Source organism: Gemmatimonadota bacterium (genome assembly GCA_016719105.1).
Lineage (GTDB): Bacteria > Gemmatimonadota > Gemmatimonadetes > Gemmatimonadales > Gemmatimonadaceae > SCN-70-22.
Genome location: JADKAQ010000002.1, coordinates 434,957 through 451,221 on the forward strand (window position 1 = coordinate 434,957; position 16,265 = coordinate 451,221).

Genomic DNA, 16,265 nt, shown 5'->3' on the forward strand with positions numbered 1-16,265 from the left:
CGCCGAGGCGTCGTGCCCACTACTTCGGGAGGTCGGCCTGTGCCTTGGCGATGACGCTGCGGAACGCCTCGATCTTCTCGGCGCCGGCAAGCGCCTGGTTGCCGATGAAGAAGGTGGGGGTCGAGCGGGCCCCGGCGGTCGTCGCACGTTCGGCATCGGCGAGGATCATCGGGCGCATGACGTGGTCCTTGACGCACGCCTTGTACGCATCGACGTCGAGCCCCAGCTCGCCGGCGATCTTCTCGAAGAACGGCGGACTGTCGGCCAGGTTGCTCCACTCGCCCTGCCGCTCGAAGATGCGCCCGTGCATGTCCCAGAACTTCTCCTGCGCGCCGGCGCACATGGCCGCTTCGGCCGCCGGAAGGGCGTTGGGATGCTGCTGCAGCGGGAAGTTGATGAAGGCCATGCGAGCGATCCCGGTCTGCACGAACTCCTTGATGACCGCCTGCGAGGTCTCCTTCTCCCATTGGCCGCAGAACGGGCACTGGAAGTCGCTCACCACGAGAATCCAGAGCTTCGCCGTGCTGTCGCCGAGGATGCGGCTCTTGTCGGCGCGGGTGACGCGCGCGTCGGCGTTGGTTGCCGAGGGCGCGGGGACGGCGCTGGTGGTCGCGCCGCCAGCGGGCGCGGCGGCACCCGCTGCAGCTGACGAACTATCGGCGGCGGCGCCGGACTTGGTGCCGCACCCCGCAAGCGTCGAGGTGATGGCGGCGAGCACCAGGGCGGGGAAGAGGCGCGACATGGATAGGCGGGTGAAGTGACGCGGAACGAGTGCGCTCCCGTGCGCTCGCGCGTGGGGCGCAGGCGAACAGGCGGGCAACAACGACGGGGAAAACTACTGGCCTCCGCACGAATGGTCGACGGCGCGTCGGCGCGCCGCGCCGGCATGGCCTCCGTGCGGTTCGCCGCGGCGGTGAGTCGTCGCCGGAGGGATGCGCACCCTCTCCTGCGGGTTGGCTGAATCCCTACCCCGCTCCCCTGCGTATGGCTACCATACCGCAGTGCCTACTTCGCCCGGCTCCCCCGTGAGCGCCGGGCGTCACGTTGTCAGGGAGACGATTCGCCCGTGTGGGCCCTTCTCGCGCTCGTCGCGTCGTTGGTGGTAGCACAGGAGGTCCAGCTCCCGTCGCCGCCGCGTGGCTTCAGCCAGACGCAGGCCGACATGGTGGTGGACGCAGCCAGCGTCCTCTCGGCCGACGCGGTCGCGCGTATCAACCGGATCGTTTTCGACGTCAAGGCGAAGTCCGGCGGTGAGATCGTCGTCGTCACACTCCCCGACCTTGGCGGGCGGGACGTCGCAGACGTCGCGTTGCGCATCGGTCGCGAGTGGAAAGTCGGGCTCGACGCCGGGATCGGCGATCGTTCTCGCAACGCCGGCGTCGTCGTCCTGGTCGTCCCGAAGGAGACCAGTCGCGATGGGCGCGGCTACATCTCGATCATGACGGGGCAGGGGACGGAAGGCTTCATCACCGACGCGACCGCCGGCGACATCCGGCGCGAGGCGATTCCCTTCTTCCAGCAACGCGACTATTCCACGGCGCTCGAGCTGATCTCGCTGCGTGTGGCGCAACGGTTCGAACGGGAGTTCGGCTTTGCGCTCGATACGGCGATTGTCCCGGCGCAGGTGGAGTCGCTCCGCCCGAGTGGCGGCGGGATCCCGCCCGAGGCGGTGCTGGTGGTCTTCGTGGTGCTGCTCATCCTGTTCAGCGCGATGGCGCGGGCTTCACGCGGTGGACGGCGCAACGGGTGCTTGCAGGCGCTGATCGTGGCCGATGCGATCTCGAACTCGCGCGGGCGATCGCATTGGGGTGGTGGTGGCTTTGGTGGGGGGGGCGGTGGCGGTGGCTTCGGTGGCTTTGGTGGTGGCGGCGGTTTCAGCGGCGGCGGTTCCAGCGGGAGTTGGTGACATGGCAAAGATGACCCTCGAGGGATTGGTCTCCCAGCTGTCGGCCACGTACGGCGACGAACTGGTCGGCGTCGCGCTGTACGGCTCGGCGGCGCGCGGCGAGCAGGCCACGCGGCTCTCCGACCTCAACGTGCTCGTGGTGGTGCAGCGCATCACCATGGAGCACCTGCGCAAGGAAGGGGCGGTGGCGCGCGCCTGGCGGGAGGCCGGCAACCCGCCTCCGCTCACGATGACGCGCGCCGAGTGGTTGGGGAGCGCCGACATCTTCCCGATCGAGTACGCCGATATCCTGGCCCACCACAAGGTGCTGGCCGGGACGTTGCCGCTGGCCGGTGTCGTGGTGGAACGCGCCGACTTGCGGCTGCAGCTCGAGCACGAGGCGATGAGCAAGCTGCTGCGCCTGCGGCACGCGGTCCTCGAGGCGTCGGGCGACCAGAAGGCGCTCCTGCTGTTGCTCGAGCAGAGTGCGAGTGCGATGCTCGTGCTGCTGCGCGCCACGTTGCGTCTGGCGGGCACCGAACCACCCAATGACTCGGAAACCGTCTGCGATCGATTTGCGTCCCAGAGCGGGCGCGACGCGTCGTCGCTCAAGCGCATCGTGCGCCACAATCGTGGCCTCGAGACGTTGAGTCAGCGCGACGCCTCGGGCCTGGTCGAGCAGTACCTCGGCTTCGCCGAGGCGCTGGTCGCCTATCTCGACGCGTACTCCCAGACCGTCGGCTCCGACGGCGGATATCCCGCATGACGTCGCGCCGTCACTCGGCTGCCGCGAAGCCAGGCTCCGGCGTTTGCAGGGGTGCTCGCTTCGCTCCCGTCTTCCCGTCTTCCCGTCCTCTCTTTCCAACCAGGAGTGCATGATGCGCCTACGACGACTCGTTGCCCTTCTCCCGCTCGCCCTGACGGCGTGCGGCTACAACACGATCCAGACCTACGACGAAAAGGCCAATGCCGCCAAGCAGCAGATCGAGGTCCAGCTGCAACGCCGCGCCGATCTCGTCCCGAACCTGGTCGAGGTGGTGCGCGGCCAGGCCAAGCAGGAGCTCGAAGTCTTCACGCAGGTCGCGAAGGCCCGCTCCGGGCTGGTAGACGCGGTCCAAAAGGGTGATCCGCGCGGCATGGCCGAGGCCAACGAGCAGCTCACGACGGCCATGCGCGGCCTGATGATCCAGGTCGAGGCCTACCCGCAGATCAAGTCCGACCAGGCCTTCCTGCGCCTGCAGGATGAACTGACCGGGACCGAGAATCGCATCGCGGTCTCGCGCACCGACCTCAACGGAGCGGTCGAGACGTACAACACGTACATCCGCAAGTTCCCGCAGGTGATGACCGCCAAGGTGATCGGCTCCAAACCCAAGGAGTACTTCGAGGTATCCAACGCGGCGGCGCGCGAGGCGCCGAAGATCGACCTGACGAAGTAGCGGACGACCGTCGATCATCGAGACGGACATGGGGGCGCCATCCCGACGGGTGGCGCCCCTTCGTCGTGCGTCCGGGGGCCTAACGAGGGGAGGAGGCGTCGCGCCGGCCAGCGGCCCCGCGCGCCGTCGGCGCCGCGCGCCGCCCCGCGTCGCGCGCGCTCGCCGAGTCGGCCAGCGCCTCGATGCGCCCCTTCACGAGCGCGGCGCGTCGCAACAGCGAGTCGGCGGAGGCGCGACTCCCCTTGAGCGCGGCGTGGGCCTGCAGCGTGGCCGAGTCGGGAGCGGGGACCCCGGCGGCTGCGCTCAACCTCGCGTCGGCGCGCCGTATCGTGTCGAGCGCGCCGTTGAGGGCCTGTACGGTCGCTCGCAGCGAATCCATCTCCGCCACGCGACTCCCACCCTCGACCTCGCCGACGGTCGCCCGCTGCGCCCGCATCGTTCCCTCGCCGGTCCGCGCGGCCCACGAGGCAATTGCCCCGACGCCGACGATCGCGGCTACGGCGACGATCGCCACCCCCGCCCCCATCCACCGCAGCGCGCGCGACGAGACCGCGACGCTGCGCGGCTCGTCGGTGTCGTGCGGAATGAAGAGAACGGTCCAACGCTTCATGCGGCGGTACGTCGGGATACGGAACGATGGGAAGGCGAGACTGCGGCGTCTCGCCTTCGCTCTTGAGTTACCCGGGTTCGGGAGTGCGGGCAAGTACGCCGGTCACACCCCGCGCATGACGCCCGTCGCCGGAGCGCGGCAGCCCCGACCGTGCATGTCGCGCCGGCGGCGTACCGGAGGCGGAGGAGGAGACGGCCGGCGCTGCCGGCCGGCGGTGTAGGCCCGCGGTTCAGGCCGGCGGTGCGTCCTTCGGAAAGAGCGGGGCGGGCTTGACCACCCGCCATCCGTTCGCGTCGAGCTCCGGAAGCGCCGTGAATCGCACGTCGGCAGGGGTTCCCGGGGCGCCAAGGGCCCGCCAGAGCTCCAGCGTCTTCACGGGCATGAACGGGTGCAGGAGGACGCAATGACGCGCCAGGTGGCGCGCCAGCGCCGCCATCGTCGCATCGAGTTCGGCTCGCTGCGCCGGGTCCTTGGCCAGCTTCCAGGGGGCCTGCCGGTCCACGTACTCGTTGCCGCGCGCTACCGACTGCCAGACCGCCTTGAGCCCCTCGTGCAGGAGGAAGCCGTTCTCGCCGTTCATCGCCTCGTGATAGGCGGCGATGTCGGCCGCGTCGCCCTCATCCAGCGAGGTCGGGCCCGCGGCCGGGACGGTGGCGCCGCAATACTTCTCGATCATGGAGATCGTGCGGCTCGCGAGGTTCCCCCACGCGTTGGCCAGGTCGGCGTTGTAGCGCTCCTCGAATCGTTCCCACGAGAAGTTGCCGTCGGCATCGAACGGGACCTCGCGCATCAGGAAGTAGCGGAACGCGTCGGCGCCGAAGCGTTCGATCGCCTCGCCGAGCTCCAGCTTTACCCCCGCAGACTTCGAGAACCGCTCCCCCCCTAACTGCACGAAGCCGTGTGCCCAGACGCGGCGTGGCAGCGGGATCTCCGCCGCCTGCAGCATGGCGGGCCACACCACCGCGTGCAGGCGCGTGATGTCCTTCCCGATCACGTGCACGTCGGCCGGCCAGCGCTCGCGCCATCCCTTCTCCGGATAGCCGGTTGCCGTGAGGTAGTTCGGCAGGGCGTCGAACCAGACCCACGTCCCCTGCGGCACGTTGTCCGAGGTGGGGATGGGGAAGGGGATCGCCCATGACAGGCGCGAGCGCGTGATCGAGATGTCCTCGAGCCCCTGCTCGATGAGCGAAAGGATCTCGTTGCGCCGACTCTCGGGGGCGAGGAAATCGGGCCGCTCGGCGAAGAGGCGGCGCAGGAACCCCTCGTACTTCGAGAGGCGGAAGAACCAGTTGCGCTCCTCGGTCCATTCCAGCGTGCGGGTCGGGTGCACGACGCACCGGCCCTCGACGATCTCGTCCTCGCGCTTGAACAACTCGCACCCCACGCAGTACCACCCCTCGTACGACTTCTCGTAGTAGTCGTCGGGCGAGGCCTCGTGGATGCGCTTGATGAGCGCCCGGACCCCCGCCTTGTGCGCCGGGTCGGTGGTGCGAATGAACTGATCGTACGAGATACCGAGTCGCGCCCACATCGCCTGGAAGTGCGTCGCGATCCCGTCGACGAACTCCTGGGGCGACACCCCCTTCGCTGCGGCGGTCTGCGCCACCTTCTGCCCGTGTTCGTCCATTCCCGTCAGGAAGTGGACGTCGCGCCCCGCCAGGCGCATGTACCGGGCGATGACGTCGGTGCCGATTTTCTCGAAGGCGTGTCCGAGGTGCGGCTCGCCGTTGGCGTAGTCGATTGCGGTGGTGATGTAGAACCGGCTCACGCGCCGTCTCCTGGTCCGGAATCTGTGCTGGAATCGCGATCGCCCCCGCTCCCCGAATCGCCGGCGTCGCCGCGCTCTCCCTCGCCGCGCTCACTGCCGCCGCGCGCGCGCCGACCGCCGCGCCGTCCGCGGCGCCGCCGCAGCCTGCGCTCCTGCTCGTCGAGGCGCTCCTCACTCGTCGCCCCCTCACGTCCCGTCGCCTCCGCGTCAGCTGCAACGTCGGGCGTGACGTCGCCCCCCGGCCGGCGGTCGCCGCCGTTGCCAACGGCGGTGACCTCATCTCGCGGCGGCGGAGCGCCGGGATCGGCCGGTGAGCTGGACGTGGCACGGTCAGCCGCACGACGCTGGTCGCGATCGCCACGACCGCCGCGGTCGCCGCGGCCACGCCGCTCGGCGTCATCCTGCCGGCCGCCACGATCGCTGCCGCGCGCCGCGCCGCGCTCCCCACTCCGATCGCTCCCGCGTGCGCCGCGGCGATCGTTAGGCTCCCCGCGCTCGCGAGCCGCCACGCCGTCACCCGCGTCCGGCGCACCTGGGGTACGTTCGCCGCCCCGCTCGCCCGAGGGCGCTCGTTCGGCCCCGCCGCGCCGCTCGCCACGCCGCTCGTCTCGCTCGCGCCGCGCGCCACGCTCGCCGCGGTCTGAGCGCTCACCGCGATCCGTGCGCTCGCCACGCGCCTTGGCCTCGCCGCGCTCACGACCTTCTCGCTCTCCGCCCCCGGCCGGTGCTCCTGCGTCTCGTCCACGCTCACCCCGGCCGAGCACCGGAAGTCCGCGGGGCGGCAGCGGGGCGAGCCCCCCTTCCATGTCCGGGCGCCAGACGGGCATCTCCGACGTGTCCTGCAGTCGCAGCACCTCGTCCGTCACCTGTTCGTACGGATAGGGCGAGGCATCCTCCTCGAGCCCCTGCGTCCCTGCCGGCGGGTTGCGCCATTCGCGGCGCAGCTCGGCGAGTGGAATGATCCGAACGTCGCCTTCGGGGCCGCGCAGGGTCACGCGCTCGCGGAAGATGTCGTTCGAGATGACCTTCTCCTCTCCCTTCGACGTCTCGATGATCTTTCCTTCTTTGGGGAAGCGCTTCCGCTGCTGGACGTAGAAGTCGTGCTCGTAGCGCAGGCAGCACATCAGGCGCCCGCAGGCCCCGGAGATCTGCGTGGGGTTGAGCGACAGCTTCTGGTCCTTGGCGACGCCAAGGTTCACCGGGCGCAGCTCGGGGAGCCACGACGCCGAGCAGTACTCACGTCCGCAGCGCCCGATCCCGCCCAGGCGCTTGGCTTCGTCGCGCACGCCGATCTGCTTGAGCTCGATGCGCGTGCGGAACATCGCCGCCAGCTCGCGCACGAGATTCCGGAAGTCGACGCGCTTGTCGGCCGTGAAGTAGATCGTGAGCTTGCGCCGGTCCCACCGCCATTCGGCGTCCGTGAGCTTCATGACGAGGTTGTTCGCCTTGACCCGCTCCATCGCCTTCCGGCGGGCGATCTCGTCCTGGTCGCGCAGCTCGGCGACCTTCTTGACCTCGTCGGGGGTCGCCAGGCGCCGCACCTCGCGCGACACCGGTTCCTCCTCGGTCGGTTTGTGCGCGACGCCGGCAATGCGCTTCTCGACCAACTCACCCGTAGCATAGACGTGCCCGAGGTCCTCGCCGCGATCTGCCTCGACGATGACCGCGGCCTTCGTCGGGAGCGGCTCGTCGCCGTTCCAGAAGAAGAACTCTTTCCGGTTGCCCTTGAAGGCGACTTCTACCAGGCTTGGCATGGGAGAAGACGGGAAGACGGGAAGACGAGAAGACGAGAAGAAGGGCTCACAAGTCGAACTATAACAGGGGGATGCGGGGCCGGGAGGCGGGGCAGGCGATGCGGCTGCGGTGGCGCAGCCGCGCCCCCGAAAACGACCGAGGCGCCCGCAACCCTCGCGCGCGCCCGATCTCGTCTTCTCGTCTTCTCGTCTTCCCGTCTTCTATTCAGAAAACTTCCCCATCTTCAGGAACTTCTCCCGCCGCTTCCGGACCAGCTTCTCCGGCTTGTAGCGGCGCAGCTCCTCGTAGTGCTTGATGAGCGTTTCCTGGAGCGCAGCGGCCGCCACCTCATGGTTGGCATGGGCGCCGCCGAGTGGTTCGGGGATGATCTCGTCGATGACGCCGAGTTCGAGGAGGTCCTGGGCCGTGATCTTGAGCGCGCCGGCCGCCTTCTCGCGCATCTCGGGGGACTTGCCGTCCTTCCAGAGAATCGCGGCGCACCCCTCGACGGTGATCACCGAGTAGACGGCGTTCTCCAGCATGAGCACGCGGTCGGCCACGCCTAACGCCAGTGCCCCGCCCGACCCGCCCTCGCCGATGACCGTGGCGATGATCGGCGTCTCGAGGCTGCTCATCTCGAACAGGTTGCGGGCGATCGCTTCGGCCTGACCTCGCTCCTCCGCCCCCAGTCCGGCCCATGCCCCGGGGGTGTCGATGAAGGTGAAGACCGGGACGTGGAACTTCTCGGCCAGCTTCATCAGGCGGAGCGCCTTGCGGTAGCCCTCGGGGTGCGGCATCCCGAAGTTGCGCTTGAGGTTCTCCTTGGTGTCGCGCCCCCGCTGGTGCCCGATGATCATGACGGTCTCGCCGTCGAGTCGGGCCCACCCGCCGACGATGGCGGCGTCCTCGCGGAAGGCGCGGTCGCCGTGCAGCTCGACGAAGTCGGTGAAGCAGAGCCGCACGTAGTCGAGCGTGAACGGGCGCTTGCTCGAGCGAGCCACCTGCAGGCGCTGGAGCGGCGTGAGGTTGCGATACACCTCCTGCCGCAGGTTGGTGAGCTTCTTCTCGAGTGGCTGGATCTCGGCGTCGACGCTCATGTGCTGCCCGTCGGCCATCCGCTTCAACTCGTCGATCTGCTTCTCGAGTTCGAAGATGGGACGCTCGAACTCCATCGTGGGTGTACTAGCCATCATTGCCCTCCGACGCGTACGAGGCGAACCCGGTCCTGGCCCAGCAACGCGCGCAGCTCACCCAGAGCAGCACTGTTGGCGGCAACCTTGATGGACCGTGAGCGCAATCGCGACGGCGTCCCTTTGGCGTCAATCCAGCGGACTTCGAGCGATGCAGACCCCGGATGCGATTCCGCGACGATCCGCACGTCCTTCATCAGGTCGGGCGAGAGGGGGTTCCCATCCTCGCCGTCCCGTCTAGCGTCTCCGATCTCCAGCTCGACCGCCACCTGCCCCGCCACCCGTAGCTCTTCAAATCGCTGTACCGACTCCACGATGAACGTCGGGTTGTCGGCACCCTGGTCTCGCTTCGAATACCCGCCCTTCACCAGCAGCGGAATGTCGGTCTTCACCCGGTCCGAAAGGGCGGCCCAGGCTTCCGGAAATACCAGCAGCTCCGAAGATCCCGAAAAATCCTCCACTGTCAACCGGGCGAACTCAGCACCGGACTTCTTGCTGACCTGCCGCTTGACCGCCGTCACCACCACCCCGAGCGTCAGCCCCCCCTCCTGCCACGTCCCAAGCTGCGAGACGCTGGCCGAGGTGAACAGTTCGCACTCCGCGCGGTATGGCTCCAGCGGATGCCCCGAGATGTAGAAACCGAGAATCTCCTTCTCACGGGTGAGCCGCTCCGACTCGGTGAGCTGCGCGATGTTGGGGAGGGTGAGTTGGTGCCCCGACCCCGCCTCCTGCTTCCCGCCGCCAAGGTCGCCAAAGAGCGATCCCTGCCCGGTGGCCTTCTCGTCCTGCTTGAGCGAGGCCTCCTGCAGTGCCGCGTCGAGGATGTTGAGGTATTGCCCGCGGTGCCCGCCTAACGAATCGAGCGCCCCGGAGTGAATCAGCGCCTCGAAGACGCGCTTGTTGCACATCCGCAGGTCGATGCGTTCGCACAGGTCGAACAGCGTCTTGAACGGCCCGTCGTTGCGCGCGCCGAGGATCGAGTCGATGGCCGTTCGTCCCACGTTGCGCACGGCGCCGAGCCCGAAGCGGATGCGCTTGTCGCCGACGACCGTGAACTTGTACCCCGATTCGTTCACGTCGGGGGCCAGCACCTCGATCCCGAGCTCGCGCGCCTCGTTGATGAACTTCACCACGCTGTCAGTGTCGCCAATCGACGACGACAGCACCGCCGCCATGAATTCAGCGGGATAGTGGCACTTGAGCCAGGCCGTGTGATACGAGATGACCGAGTAGGCGACCGAGTGCGACTTGTTGAAGCCGTAGCGGCCGAACGTCTCGATCTGCGCGGCGAGGTCCTCGATGATGCGCTTGTCGTAGCCGCGATCGACCGACTTGGTGACGAACTTCCCCAGCTCCGCCTTGATCAGCTCCGCGTCCTTCTTGCCCACCGCCTTTCGCAGGACGTCGGCTTCGGCGAGCGAGATGCCGGCCAGCACCTGCGAGATACGCATCACCTGTTCCTGGTAGGTGATGACGCCGTAGGTGGGTTCGAGGATCGCCTCCAGCTCGGGGAGCGCGTACACCACCGGCTCCTCGCCGCGCTTGCGCCGCTGGTAGACCTTGTGCATCCCGGCGTCGAGCGGGCCCGGGCGCATCAGTGCGTTGGAGGCGACGAGGTCGTCGAACCGGTCGCAGCGCATGCTGCGCAGCATGTCGGTCGCCAGCGGCGACTCGAACTGGAAGACCCCGACCGTGCGCCCCATGCGCAGCATGCGATACGTCTCGGGGTCGTTGTCGGGGATGGCGTCGAGGTCGGGGACCGCCTTCCCGCGCGCGGCAATGTTCTGCAGCGCGTCGTGGATCACCGTCAGCGTCGTGAGGCCGAGGAAGTCCATCTTGAGCATCCCGGCCTTCTCGAGGCACGTCATGTCGTACTGCGTGACGATGACGGTCTCCTCGCTCCCCGCGCCTGCCCCCTTCGAACTCTGCGTGCAGATGGGGACGTAGTCGTCGAGCGGCCCCGGCGCGATGACGACGCCGGCGGCGTGGACGCCCGTGTGGCGGGACAAACCTTCGAGAGCGACGGCGTAATCGAGCAGCGTCGTGTAGCGCTCGTCGGTGTCGTAGAACTTCTTGACCTCGGGGACCTTCTCGATCGCCTCGCCCACGGTGAGCGAGAAGTTGGGCTGGTTGGGGATCAGCTTGGCCAGCGCGTCGGTCTCGGCCGGCGTGAAGCCCAGCACGCGCCCCACGTCCTTCACGGCGGCGCGCGACTTCATCGTCCCGAAGGTGACGATCTGCCCCACGGCGTCCTTCCCGTACTTCTCGCGCACGTACTCGATGACCTCGCCGCGTCGCTCGAAGCAGAAATCGACGTCGAAATCCGGCATCGAGACGCGTTCCGGATTCAGGAAGCGTTCGAACAGCAGGTCGTACTTGAGCGGGCAGACGTCGGTGATGCGCAGCGCGTAGGCCACCAGCGAGCCCGCCGCCGAGCCGCGCCCCGGTCCCACCGGGATCCCGCGGTCGCGCGCTGCCTTGATGAAGTCGTACGTGATGAGGAAGTAGCCGGCGTAGCCCGTCTTGGTGATGACGCCGAGCTCGTAGTCGAGCCGCTCCTGCACTTCGTTGGGGAGCGGCGTGCCGTACCGCGCCTTGGCCCCGTCGGTCGCCAGCTGCACGAGCAGCTCGTTCTCGCTCTGCACCCCGGCCGGGAGGGGAAACGACGGGACGTGGTACTTCTTGGAGAAGACGACGTCGCACTCGTCGGCGATCTTGAGCGTGTGCTCCAGCACTTCCGGGTTCTTCGGGAAGCGCGCGGCCATCTCCGGGGCGCTCTTGAAGTAGAGCCCCTCGTCGTACTTCATCCGGTCCTTGTCGTCCCGGTCCTTCCCGAGCCCGATGCAGAGCAGGATGTCGTGCGCGTCGTGGTCGCTCGCCTTGAGGAAGTGCGCGTCGTTGGTCGCGACGACCGGGAGCCCGACGTCCTTGGCCAGCGCGAAGATCTGCTCGTTGAGCTTGGCCTGTCCGCCGGAGTCGTGCGCCTGCACTTCCAGGTAGTAGCGGTCCTTGAACGTCTCGGCGTACCACGCGGACACCTCGCGCGCGCCGGCGACGTCGCCGCGCTCGAGATGGACCGCCACTTCGCCCGCCATGCAGGCAGAAGAGACGATGATCCCTTCGCTGTACTTGGCCAGGAGTTCGCGATCGACGCGCGGGCGCGTGTAGAACCCCTCGGTGTATGCCAGCGACGAGAGCTTGACCAGGTTGCGATAGCCGACGATATCGCGGGCCAGCAGCACCAGGTGGTAGTACGGCTTCTGTCCGGGAGCACTGCGCGCCTTGAGGCGGCGATCGCCCGGCGCGACGTACGCTTCCATCCCGATGATCGGCTTGACCTTTGCCTTCTTCGCCTTCTCCTGGAACTCCCAGGCGGCGTGCAGGTTGCCGTGGTCGGTGATGGCGAGTGCCGGCTGCTCGAATTCCTGGGCGCGCCGGATCAGGTCCTCGATCCGGTTCGCCCCGTCGAGAAGGGAGAACTCCGAATGGCAGTGCAGATGGACGAAAGACATTGCGCGTAACTTAGTGGTCACGGTCCGCTGCGCCAAACCGGCCGCGTGGCAGAATGGATCCGCTATCTCCTTGACAATGCACTGGTTATGCGCTCGGCCCATTCCAACCCCGACCCGACGTTCGTCTCGTGACTGACCAGGTGAGCAGCGACGGCACCGATTCGATGCGGTTCGCCAGCCACGCGCCACCGTCGCGCGGTCGGTGGCGACTCGTCAGGCGCGTCGGCCTCGCGGTGCTCGCGAGCGTGGTGATAGGAGTGGGGGCGACGCCGATGGGGCGGTACCTGGTGCGCGCGGCCTGGGAGGAAGGGAAGATCCTGGCGAGGCGCCGCCCCATCGCCGAGATCCTGTCGGAGGGGGCGGAGCGTGAACGCCGGGCGCCGGCGGCGATCGAAGCGCCGGGCGACGGTGGGGCCGACCGCGCGGTCGGCCCCACCGCGTCGGCGACGGCGCTGCGTCGTCGGCTGCAACTGGTGGTCGATGCACGGGCCTTCGCCCAAGGCGCGCTGGGGCTGTCGGGGGGCGAATCGTTCACGACCTATTCGGCGCTCGAGCGCGACACGCTCGTGCTCGTCCTGTCGGCGGCGCGGCGCGACACCCTGGCCGCCCACACGTGGTGGTTCCCCGTAGTTGGCCGCTTTCCGTACAAGGGATTCTTCGACTTCGCCGAGGCGCGTCGCACGGCGCAGGCGCTGCAGCGCCGCGGGTACGACACCTACCTGCGCCCGGCGTCCGCGTTCTCCACGTTAGGCTGGTTCAACGATCCGCTGCTTTCCACCACGCTGCGTCTCGACACGCTCGACCTGGCCAGCACCGTCATCCACGAACTCACCCACAATACGCTTTTCGTGAAGGGCGAGGTGACGTTCAACGAGTCGTTCGCCTCGTTCGTGGGGGCCCGTGGGGCGATCGAGTTCTTCCAGTCGCGCGGGCAGCCGGGGGCGGCGCGGCGGCTCGACGCCGAGTGGCGCGACGAGAAGCTCCTCGGCTCCTTCTGGGGCGCGACGCTCGCCGCGGTGGATTCGGCCTACACGGCGCATGCCGGGGACTCGACGGCCAGGATCACCGCGCGCGACAGCGTGTTCGCGCGCATGCGCCGCATCCTGGTGCGCGACCTGGCGCCACGCCTCTCGACTGCCGACCCCGCGCGGCTGCAACGCATCCCCCTCGACAACGCGTCGCTCCTCGCGCGCCGCGTCTATGCCGCCGACCTCTGGCTCTTCGACGCCGTGCACGAGCGGGTCGGGGGCGGGGTCGCCCGGACCGTGCGACTCGTCAGGCAGCTCACGAAGGACGGAACGGGCGACCCCTTCGACGCCTTGCGCGCCTGGCTTGCTGCCAATCCCGCGCCGCGTTGACACGCGCCACGCCACCGCGCGCGACGTTTCCCCGTGCACTCGGCCGCCTTCGTGCCCTTCGCGGCTTCGCGTGAGCCGCCCTTTCGCTTGATCCATCCTCCCGATCCACCGCCCTCACACCACCCTCACACCACCGTCACACCACCCTCACGTCGCGCGCTGACGCCCGTCGGCCCACGCCCGCACGAACGCGGTCGCGCCTCGCCTACTTGAACCGCTGCCGCATGAGCGCCCGCAGGTCGACTGTGCCGGGTGGCAACGGCGCCTCGGGCGGGGGCGTGTCGTCCCATCGCGGCACCACCTTCTCCATCTGCTCGCGCACGCCGCGATCGAGGAAGCGCGACATCTGGTCGATGGAGTAGTCGGCGCCGCGCCGCGACCCGTAGGAGTTGAGCGGATACGTCACGGCGAGGTGATTGCGGGCGCGGGTGAGCGCGACGTACATGAGGCGGCGCTCCTCCTCCAGCTCGTCCTCGTCGTTCATCGCCCGGGCCATGGGGAAGAAGCCGTCGACCGCCCAGATGAGGAAGACGGCGTCCCACTCCTTTCCCTTGGCGCTATGCACGGTGCTGAGGACGAGCGCATCGTCCTCGTTGGTGGTGCCGCCGGCCAGGTCCTGCGTGGCTTGCGGCGGCTCGAGGGCGAGGGCGGAGAGGAAGGCCCCGCGCGACGGATAGCCGCCGGCGATGACTTGCAGCTGGTCGAGGTCGGCCAAGCGCGGCTCCACGCGGTCGTAGCGTTCGCGCAGGATGTCGTCGTAGACGAGGCGCACGCGCGCCAGGTCGTGCCCCACGCGTCCCTCGTCGTCCCCTCCCGATAGCTGCTCCAGGAGGACGCCTAACGTCACGTGGGCGGCGCGGGCGCGCGGTGGCGGGGACCAGCGCTGGAAGGCCTTGGGGTCCCAGGCGTGCTCCGCCATCGCGGCGATCGCGCTGCGCGCCGTGGCGTCGCCGATCCCCGGCAGGAGCAACAGGAGGCGGTACCAGCTCACCTCGTCGCGCGGGTTCTCCAGGATGCGCAGGAAGGCCAGCACGTCCTTCACGTGGGCGGCCTCGAGGAACTTGAGCCCGCCCCACTTCTCGAACGGGATCTTGCGGTTGGTGAGCTCGATTTCCAGGTCGGCCGACATGTAGCCGGCGCGGAAGAGGACGGCCATCTCGCGGAGGGGCGTCCCCGCTTCGTGCAGTTCGAGGATGCGCTCGACGGTGAAGCGTGTTTGTTGTGCTTCGTCCTGGACCGAGACGAGCCAGGGTTTCTCGCCGCCTTCGCGCCGGGTCCACAGGTTCTTCGTGAAGCGCTCCTCGGCGCGCGAGATGAGCGTGTTGGTGACGTCGAGGATGGGCTGCGTGGAGCGGTAGTTCTGCTCCAGCGTCACGATCGTCGTGCCGGGAAACTCGCGCGGAAAGTCGAGGATGTTGCGGAAGGAGGCGCCGCGGAAGGAATAGATGCTCTGTGCGTCGTCGCCCACGACGGTGATGTTCCGGTGCGACCGGCACATCCCCTTTAGCACGCGCGCCTGCAGGATGTTGGTGTCCTGGTACTCGTCGACGAGGACGTGGTCGTACAGGCCGGCGATGCGGTCGGCGAGCGCCGGGGCGCTCTCGAGCATGGCCTGCCAGAAGAGGAGGAGGTCGTCGTAGTCGACGAGGTTGCGGCCGGCCTTGCGGTCGGTGTAGTCGGCGAAGACGCGGGCGATGTCCTCGCGATAGTCGACGAACTGCGGATACTCGTCGCGGAGGATGTCGTCGACGGCGAACTCGGTGTTGACGTGGCGGGAGTAGATGTAGTGCAGCGTTTCCTTCTTGGGGAATCGCTTCTTGGTGTCGCCGAGTCCGAGCTGGGCGCGCGAGAGCTGCATGAGGTCTTCGGCGTCGCCCTGGTCCATGATGGTGAAGTCGGACGCGATGCCGGCGGCGGCGCCGAAGCGGCGGAGGAGGCGGTGGCCGGTGCCGTGGAAGGTGCCGCCGGCCACGTGGCGCGAGGCGCTGCCGACGAGTCGTTCGGCGCGCTGGATCATCTCCTGGGCCGCGCGCCGGGTGAAGGTGAGCAGGAGGATGCGTTCGGGGGCGACCCCCTGTTCTATAAGATGTGCGACGCGGTAGACGAGGGTTCTCGTCTTTCCGGTGCCGGCGCCGGCGATGATGAGGAGGGGGCCGGGACCGAAGGTCGCGGCGGCGGCCTGCTCGGGATTGAGCTCCGCGGCGAGGTTGTGCGCCGGGGGGGTGACTTCGGAGGAGCGGGAGTAGACGCGCGGGTCGGACATGGGGCAAAGATGGGGGGCATGTCGGGTGGGAGGGAGGCGTAGCGATGACGGAACGGGGGCCAGCTGTGACGGTGGCTGGGGGGAGTCCGTCTTTTTCCGTCAACTTCTCGTGAGATCTCCTCCGGGAGTCGCCGGGACTTCCTCTGGCGGGTGCAGGCGGTGCGAGATAGATTCGCGCCGCGTTTTGCTGGAGGGGGGCGATGCTGCGAGGTGCGGCATCGTTTTCCGTTCGTCGAGGGACCCTGCACCCGGAAGTGGGGCGGCGACGGGCACTGGCGATGCACGGAGGTGTTGGACAACCGAGGTTGGCGGAGCTGCCGGTGATTGGATTATCGGGGAGGGCTGAGTGTGTCGTTATGCGACACATGATTGCCTTGACCCGGTATTCTGATGCCGGTAGCTTGGTTGGCTGCGTCCCGGGGGTATCCGGACGCGGTTTGAAAGTCCGACATCTAAGAAGTGACCGCTCGGAGCAACGTGGGGTCTCCGTCATTGAGAACGGAGGC

At 68.4% G+C, this 16,265-nt stretch carries 11 protein-coding genes; 4 read left to right on the top strand and 7 right to left on the bottom strand.

The window, feature by feature from the left end; translation table 11 throughout:
- Positions 1-19: 19 nt before the first annotated feature.
- Positions 20-742 (bottom strand): thioredoxin domain-containing protein, encoded by a 723-nt coding sequence (locus IPN47_05535; protein ID MBK9407504.1) that lies wholly within the window; start codon positions 740-742, stop codon positions 20-22.
- Positions 743-1,066: 324 nt separating this feature from the next.
- Between IPN47_05535 and IPN47_05540 the strand changes: the two genes are divergently transcribed.
- The 3 genes from IPN47_05540 to IPN47_05550 all read left to right on the top strand — a co-directional run bounded on the left by IPN47_05540 (position 1,067) and on the right by IPN47_05550 (position 3,324).
- Positions 1,067-1,906: a TPM domain-containing protein gene (locus tag IPN47_05540; protein MBK9407505.1), complete on the top strand. Its 840-nt coding sequence runs from the start codon at positions 1,067-1,069 to the stop codon at positions 1,904-1,906.
- A gap of 1 nt (position 1,907) precedes the next feature.
- Positions 1,908-2,651 carry a nucleotidyltransferase domain-containing protein gene (locus tag IPN47_05545; GenBank protein ID MBK9407506.1) on the top strand — a complete coding sequence of 248 codons (744 nt, stop codon included), beginning with the start codon at positions 1,908-1,910 and terminating at the stop codon, positions 2,649-2,651.
- Between the two features lie 109 nt (positions 2,652-2,760).
- Entirely contained in the window at positions 2,761-3,324 is a 564-nt protein-coding gene (locus IPN47_05550) for a LemA family protein (protein MBK9407507.1), read from the top strand.
- Between the two features lie 79 nt (positions 3,325-3,403).
- Here IPN47_05550 and IPN47_05555 read toward each other — a convergent pair whose 3' ends face one another.
- The 5 genes from IPN47_05555 to dnaE all read right to left on the bottom strand — a co-directional run bounded on the left by IPN47_05555 (position 3,404) and on the right by dnaE (position 12,138).
- Positions 3,404-3,934 carry a hypothetical protein gene (locus IPN47_05555; protein MBK9407508.1) on the bottom strand — a complete coding sequence of 177 codons (531 nt, stop codon included), beginning with the start codon at positions 3,932-3,934 and terminating at the stop codon, positions 3,404-3,406.
- A 229-nt stretch (positions 3,935-4,163) separates the two neighbouring features.
- Positions 4,164-5,702 (bottom strand): methionine--tRNA ligase, encoded by a 1,539-nt coding sequence (locus IPN47_05560; GenBank protein ID MBK9407509.1) that lies wholly within the window; start codon positions 5,700-5,702, stop codon positions 4,164-4,166.
- A complete protein-coding gene (locus tag IPN47_05565) occupies positions 5,699-7,456 on the bottom strand; it encodes a hypothetical protein (GenBank protein MBK9407510.1) in 1,758 nt (585 codons plus the stop codon). Before IPN47_05565 ends, IPN47_05560 begins: the two co-directional genes overlap by 4 nt.
- A 201-nt stretch (positions 7,457-7,657) precedes the next feature.
- Complete coding sequence (locus tag IPN47_05570; GenBank protein MBK9407511.1) at positions 7,658-8,626, bottom strand: acetyl-CoA carboxylase carboxyltransferase subunit alpha; 969 nt, start codon at positions 8,624-8,626, stop codon at positions 7,658-7,660.
- On the bottom strand, positions 8,626-12,138 hold the full coding sequence (gene dnaE / locus IPN47_05575) for a DNA polymerase III subunit alpha (protein MBK9407512.1): 3,513 nt from the start codon (positions 12,136-12,138) through the stop codon (positions 8,626-8,628). Before dnaE ends, IPN47_05570 begins: the two co-directional genes overlap by 1 nt.
- Before the next feature lie 128 nt (positions 12,139-12,266).
- Between dnaE and IPN47_05580 the strand changes: the two genes are divergently transcribed.
- Positions 12,267-13,496 (top strand): aminopeptidase, encoded by a 1,230-nt coding sequence (locus IPN47_05580; protein ID MBK9407513.1) that lies wholly within the window; start codon positions 12,267-12,269, stop codon positions 13,494-13,496.
- A 205-nt stretch (positions 13,497-13,701) separates the two neighbouring features.
- On the opposite strand, the gene IPN47_05585 is transcribed toward IPN47_05580, so the two are convergent.
- On the bottom strand, positions 13,702-15,759 hold the full coding sequence (locus IPN47_05585; protein ID MBK9407514.1) for an ATP-dependent helicase: 2,058 nt from the start codon (positions 15,757-15,759) through the stop codon (positions 13,702-13,704).
- Between the last annotated feature and the right edge of the window lie 506 nt (positions 15,760-16,265).

Coding starts and splice junctions, on each gene's coding strand:
- IPN47_05535 (MBK9407504.1), bottom strand. CDS start 742: ATGTCGCGCCTCTTCCCCGCCCTGGTGCTCGCCGCCATCACCTCGACG.
- IPN47_05545 (MBK9407506.1), top strand. CDS start 1,908: ATGGCAAAGATGACCCTCGAGGGATTGGTCTCCCAGCTGTCGGCCACG.
- IPN47_05550 (MBK9407507.1), top strand. CDS start 2,761: ATGATGCGCCTACGACGACTCGTTGCCCTTCTCCCGCTCGCCCTGACG.
- IPN47_05555 (MBK9407508.1), bottom strand. CDS start 3,934: ATGAAGCGTTGGACCGTTCTCTTCATTCCGCACGACACCGACGAGCCG.
- IPN47_05565 (MBK9407510.1), bottom strand. CDS start 7,456: ATGCCAAGCCTGGTAGAAGTCGCCTTCAAGGGCAACCGGAAAGAGTTC.
- IPN47_05570 (MBK9407511.1), bottom strand. CDS start 8,626: ATGGCTAGTACACCCACGATGGAGTTCGAGCGTCCCATCTTCGAACTC.
- dnaE (MBK9407512.1), bottom strand. CDS start 12,138: ATGTCTTTCGTCCATCTGCACTGCCATTCGGAGTTCTCCCTTCTCGAC.
- IPN47_05585 (MBK9407514.1), bottom strand. CDS start 15,759: ATGTCCGACCCGCGCGTCTACTCCCGCTCCTCCGAAGTCACCCCCCCG.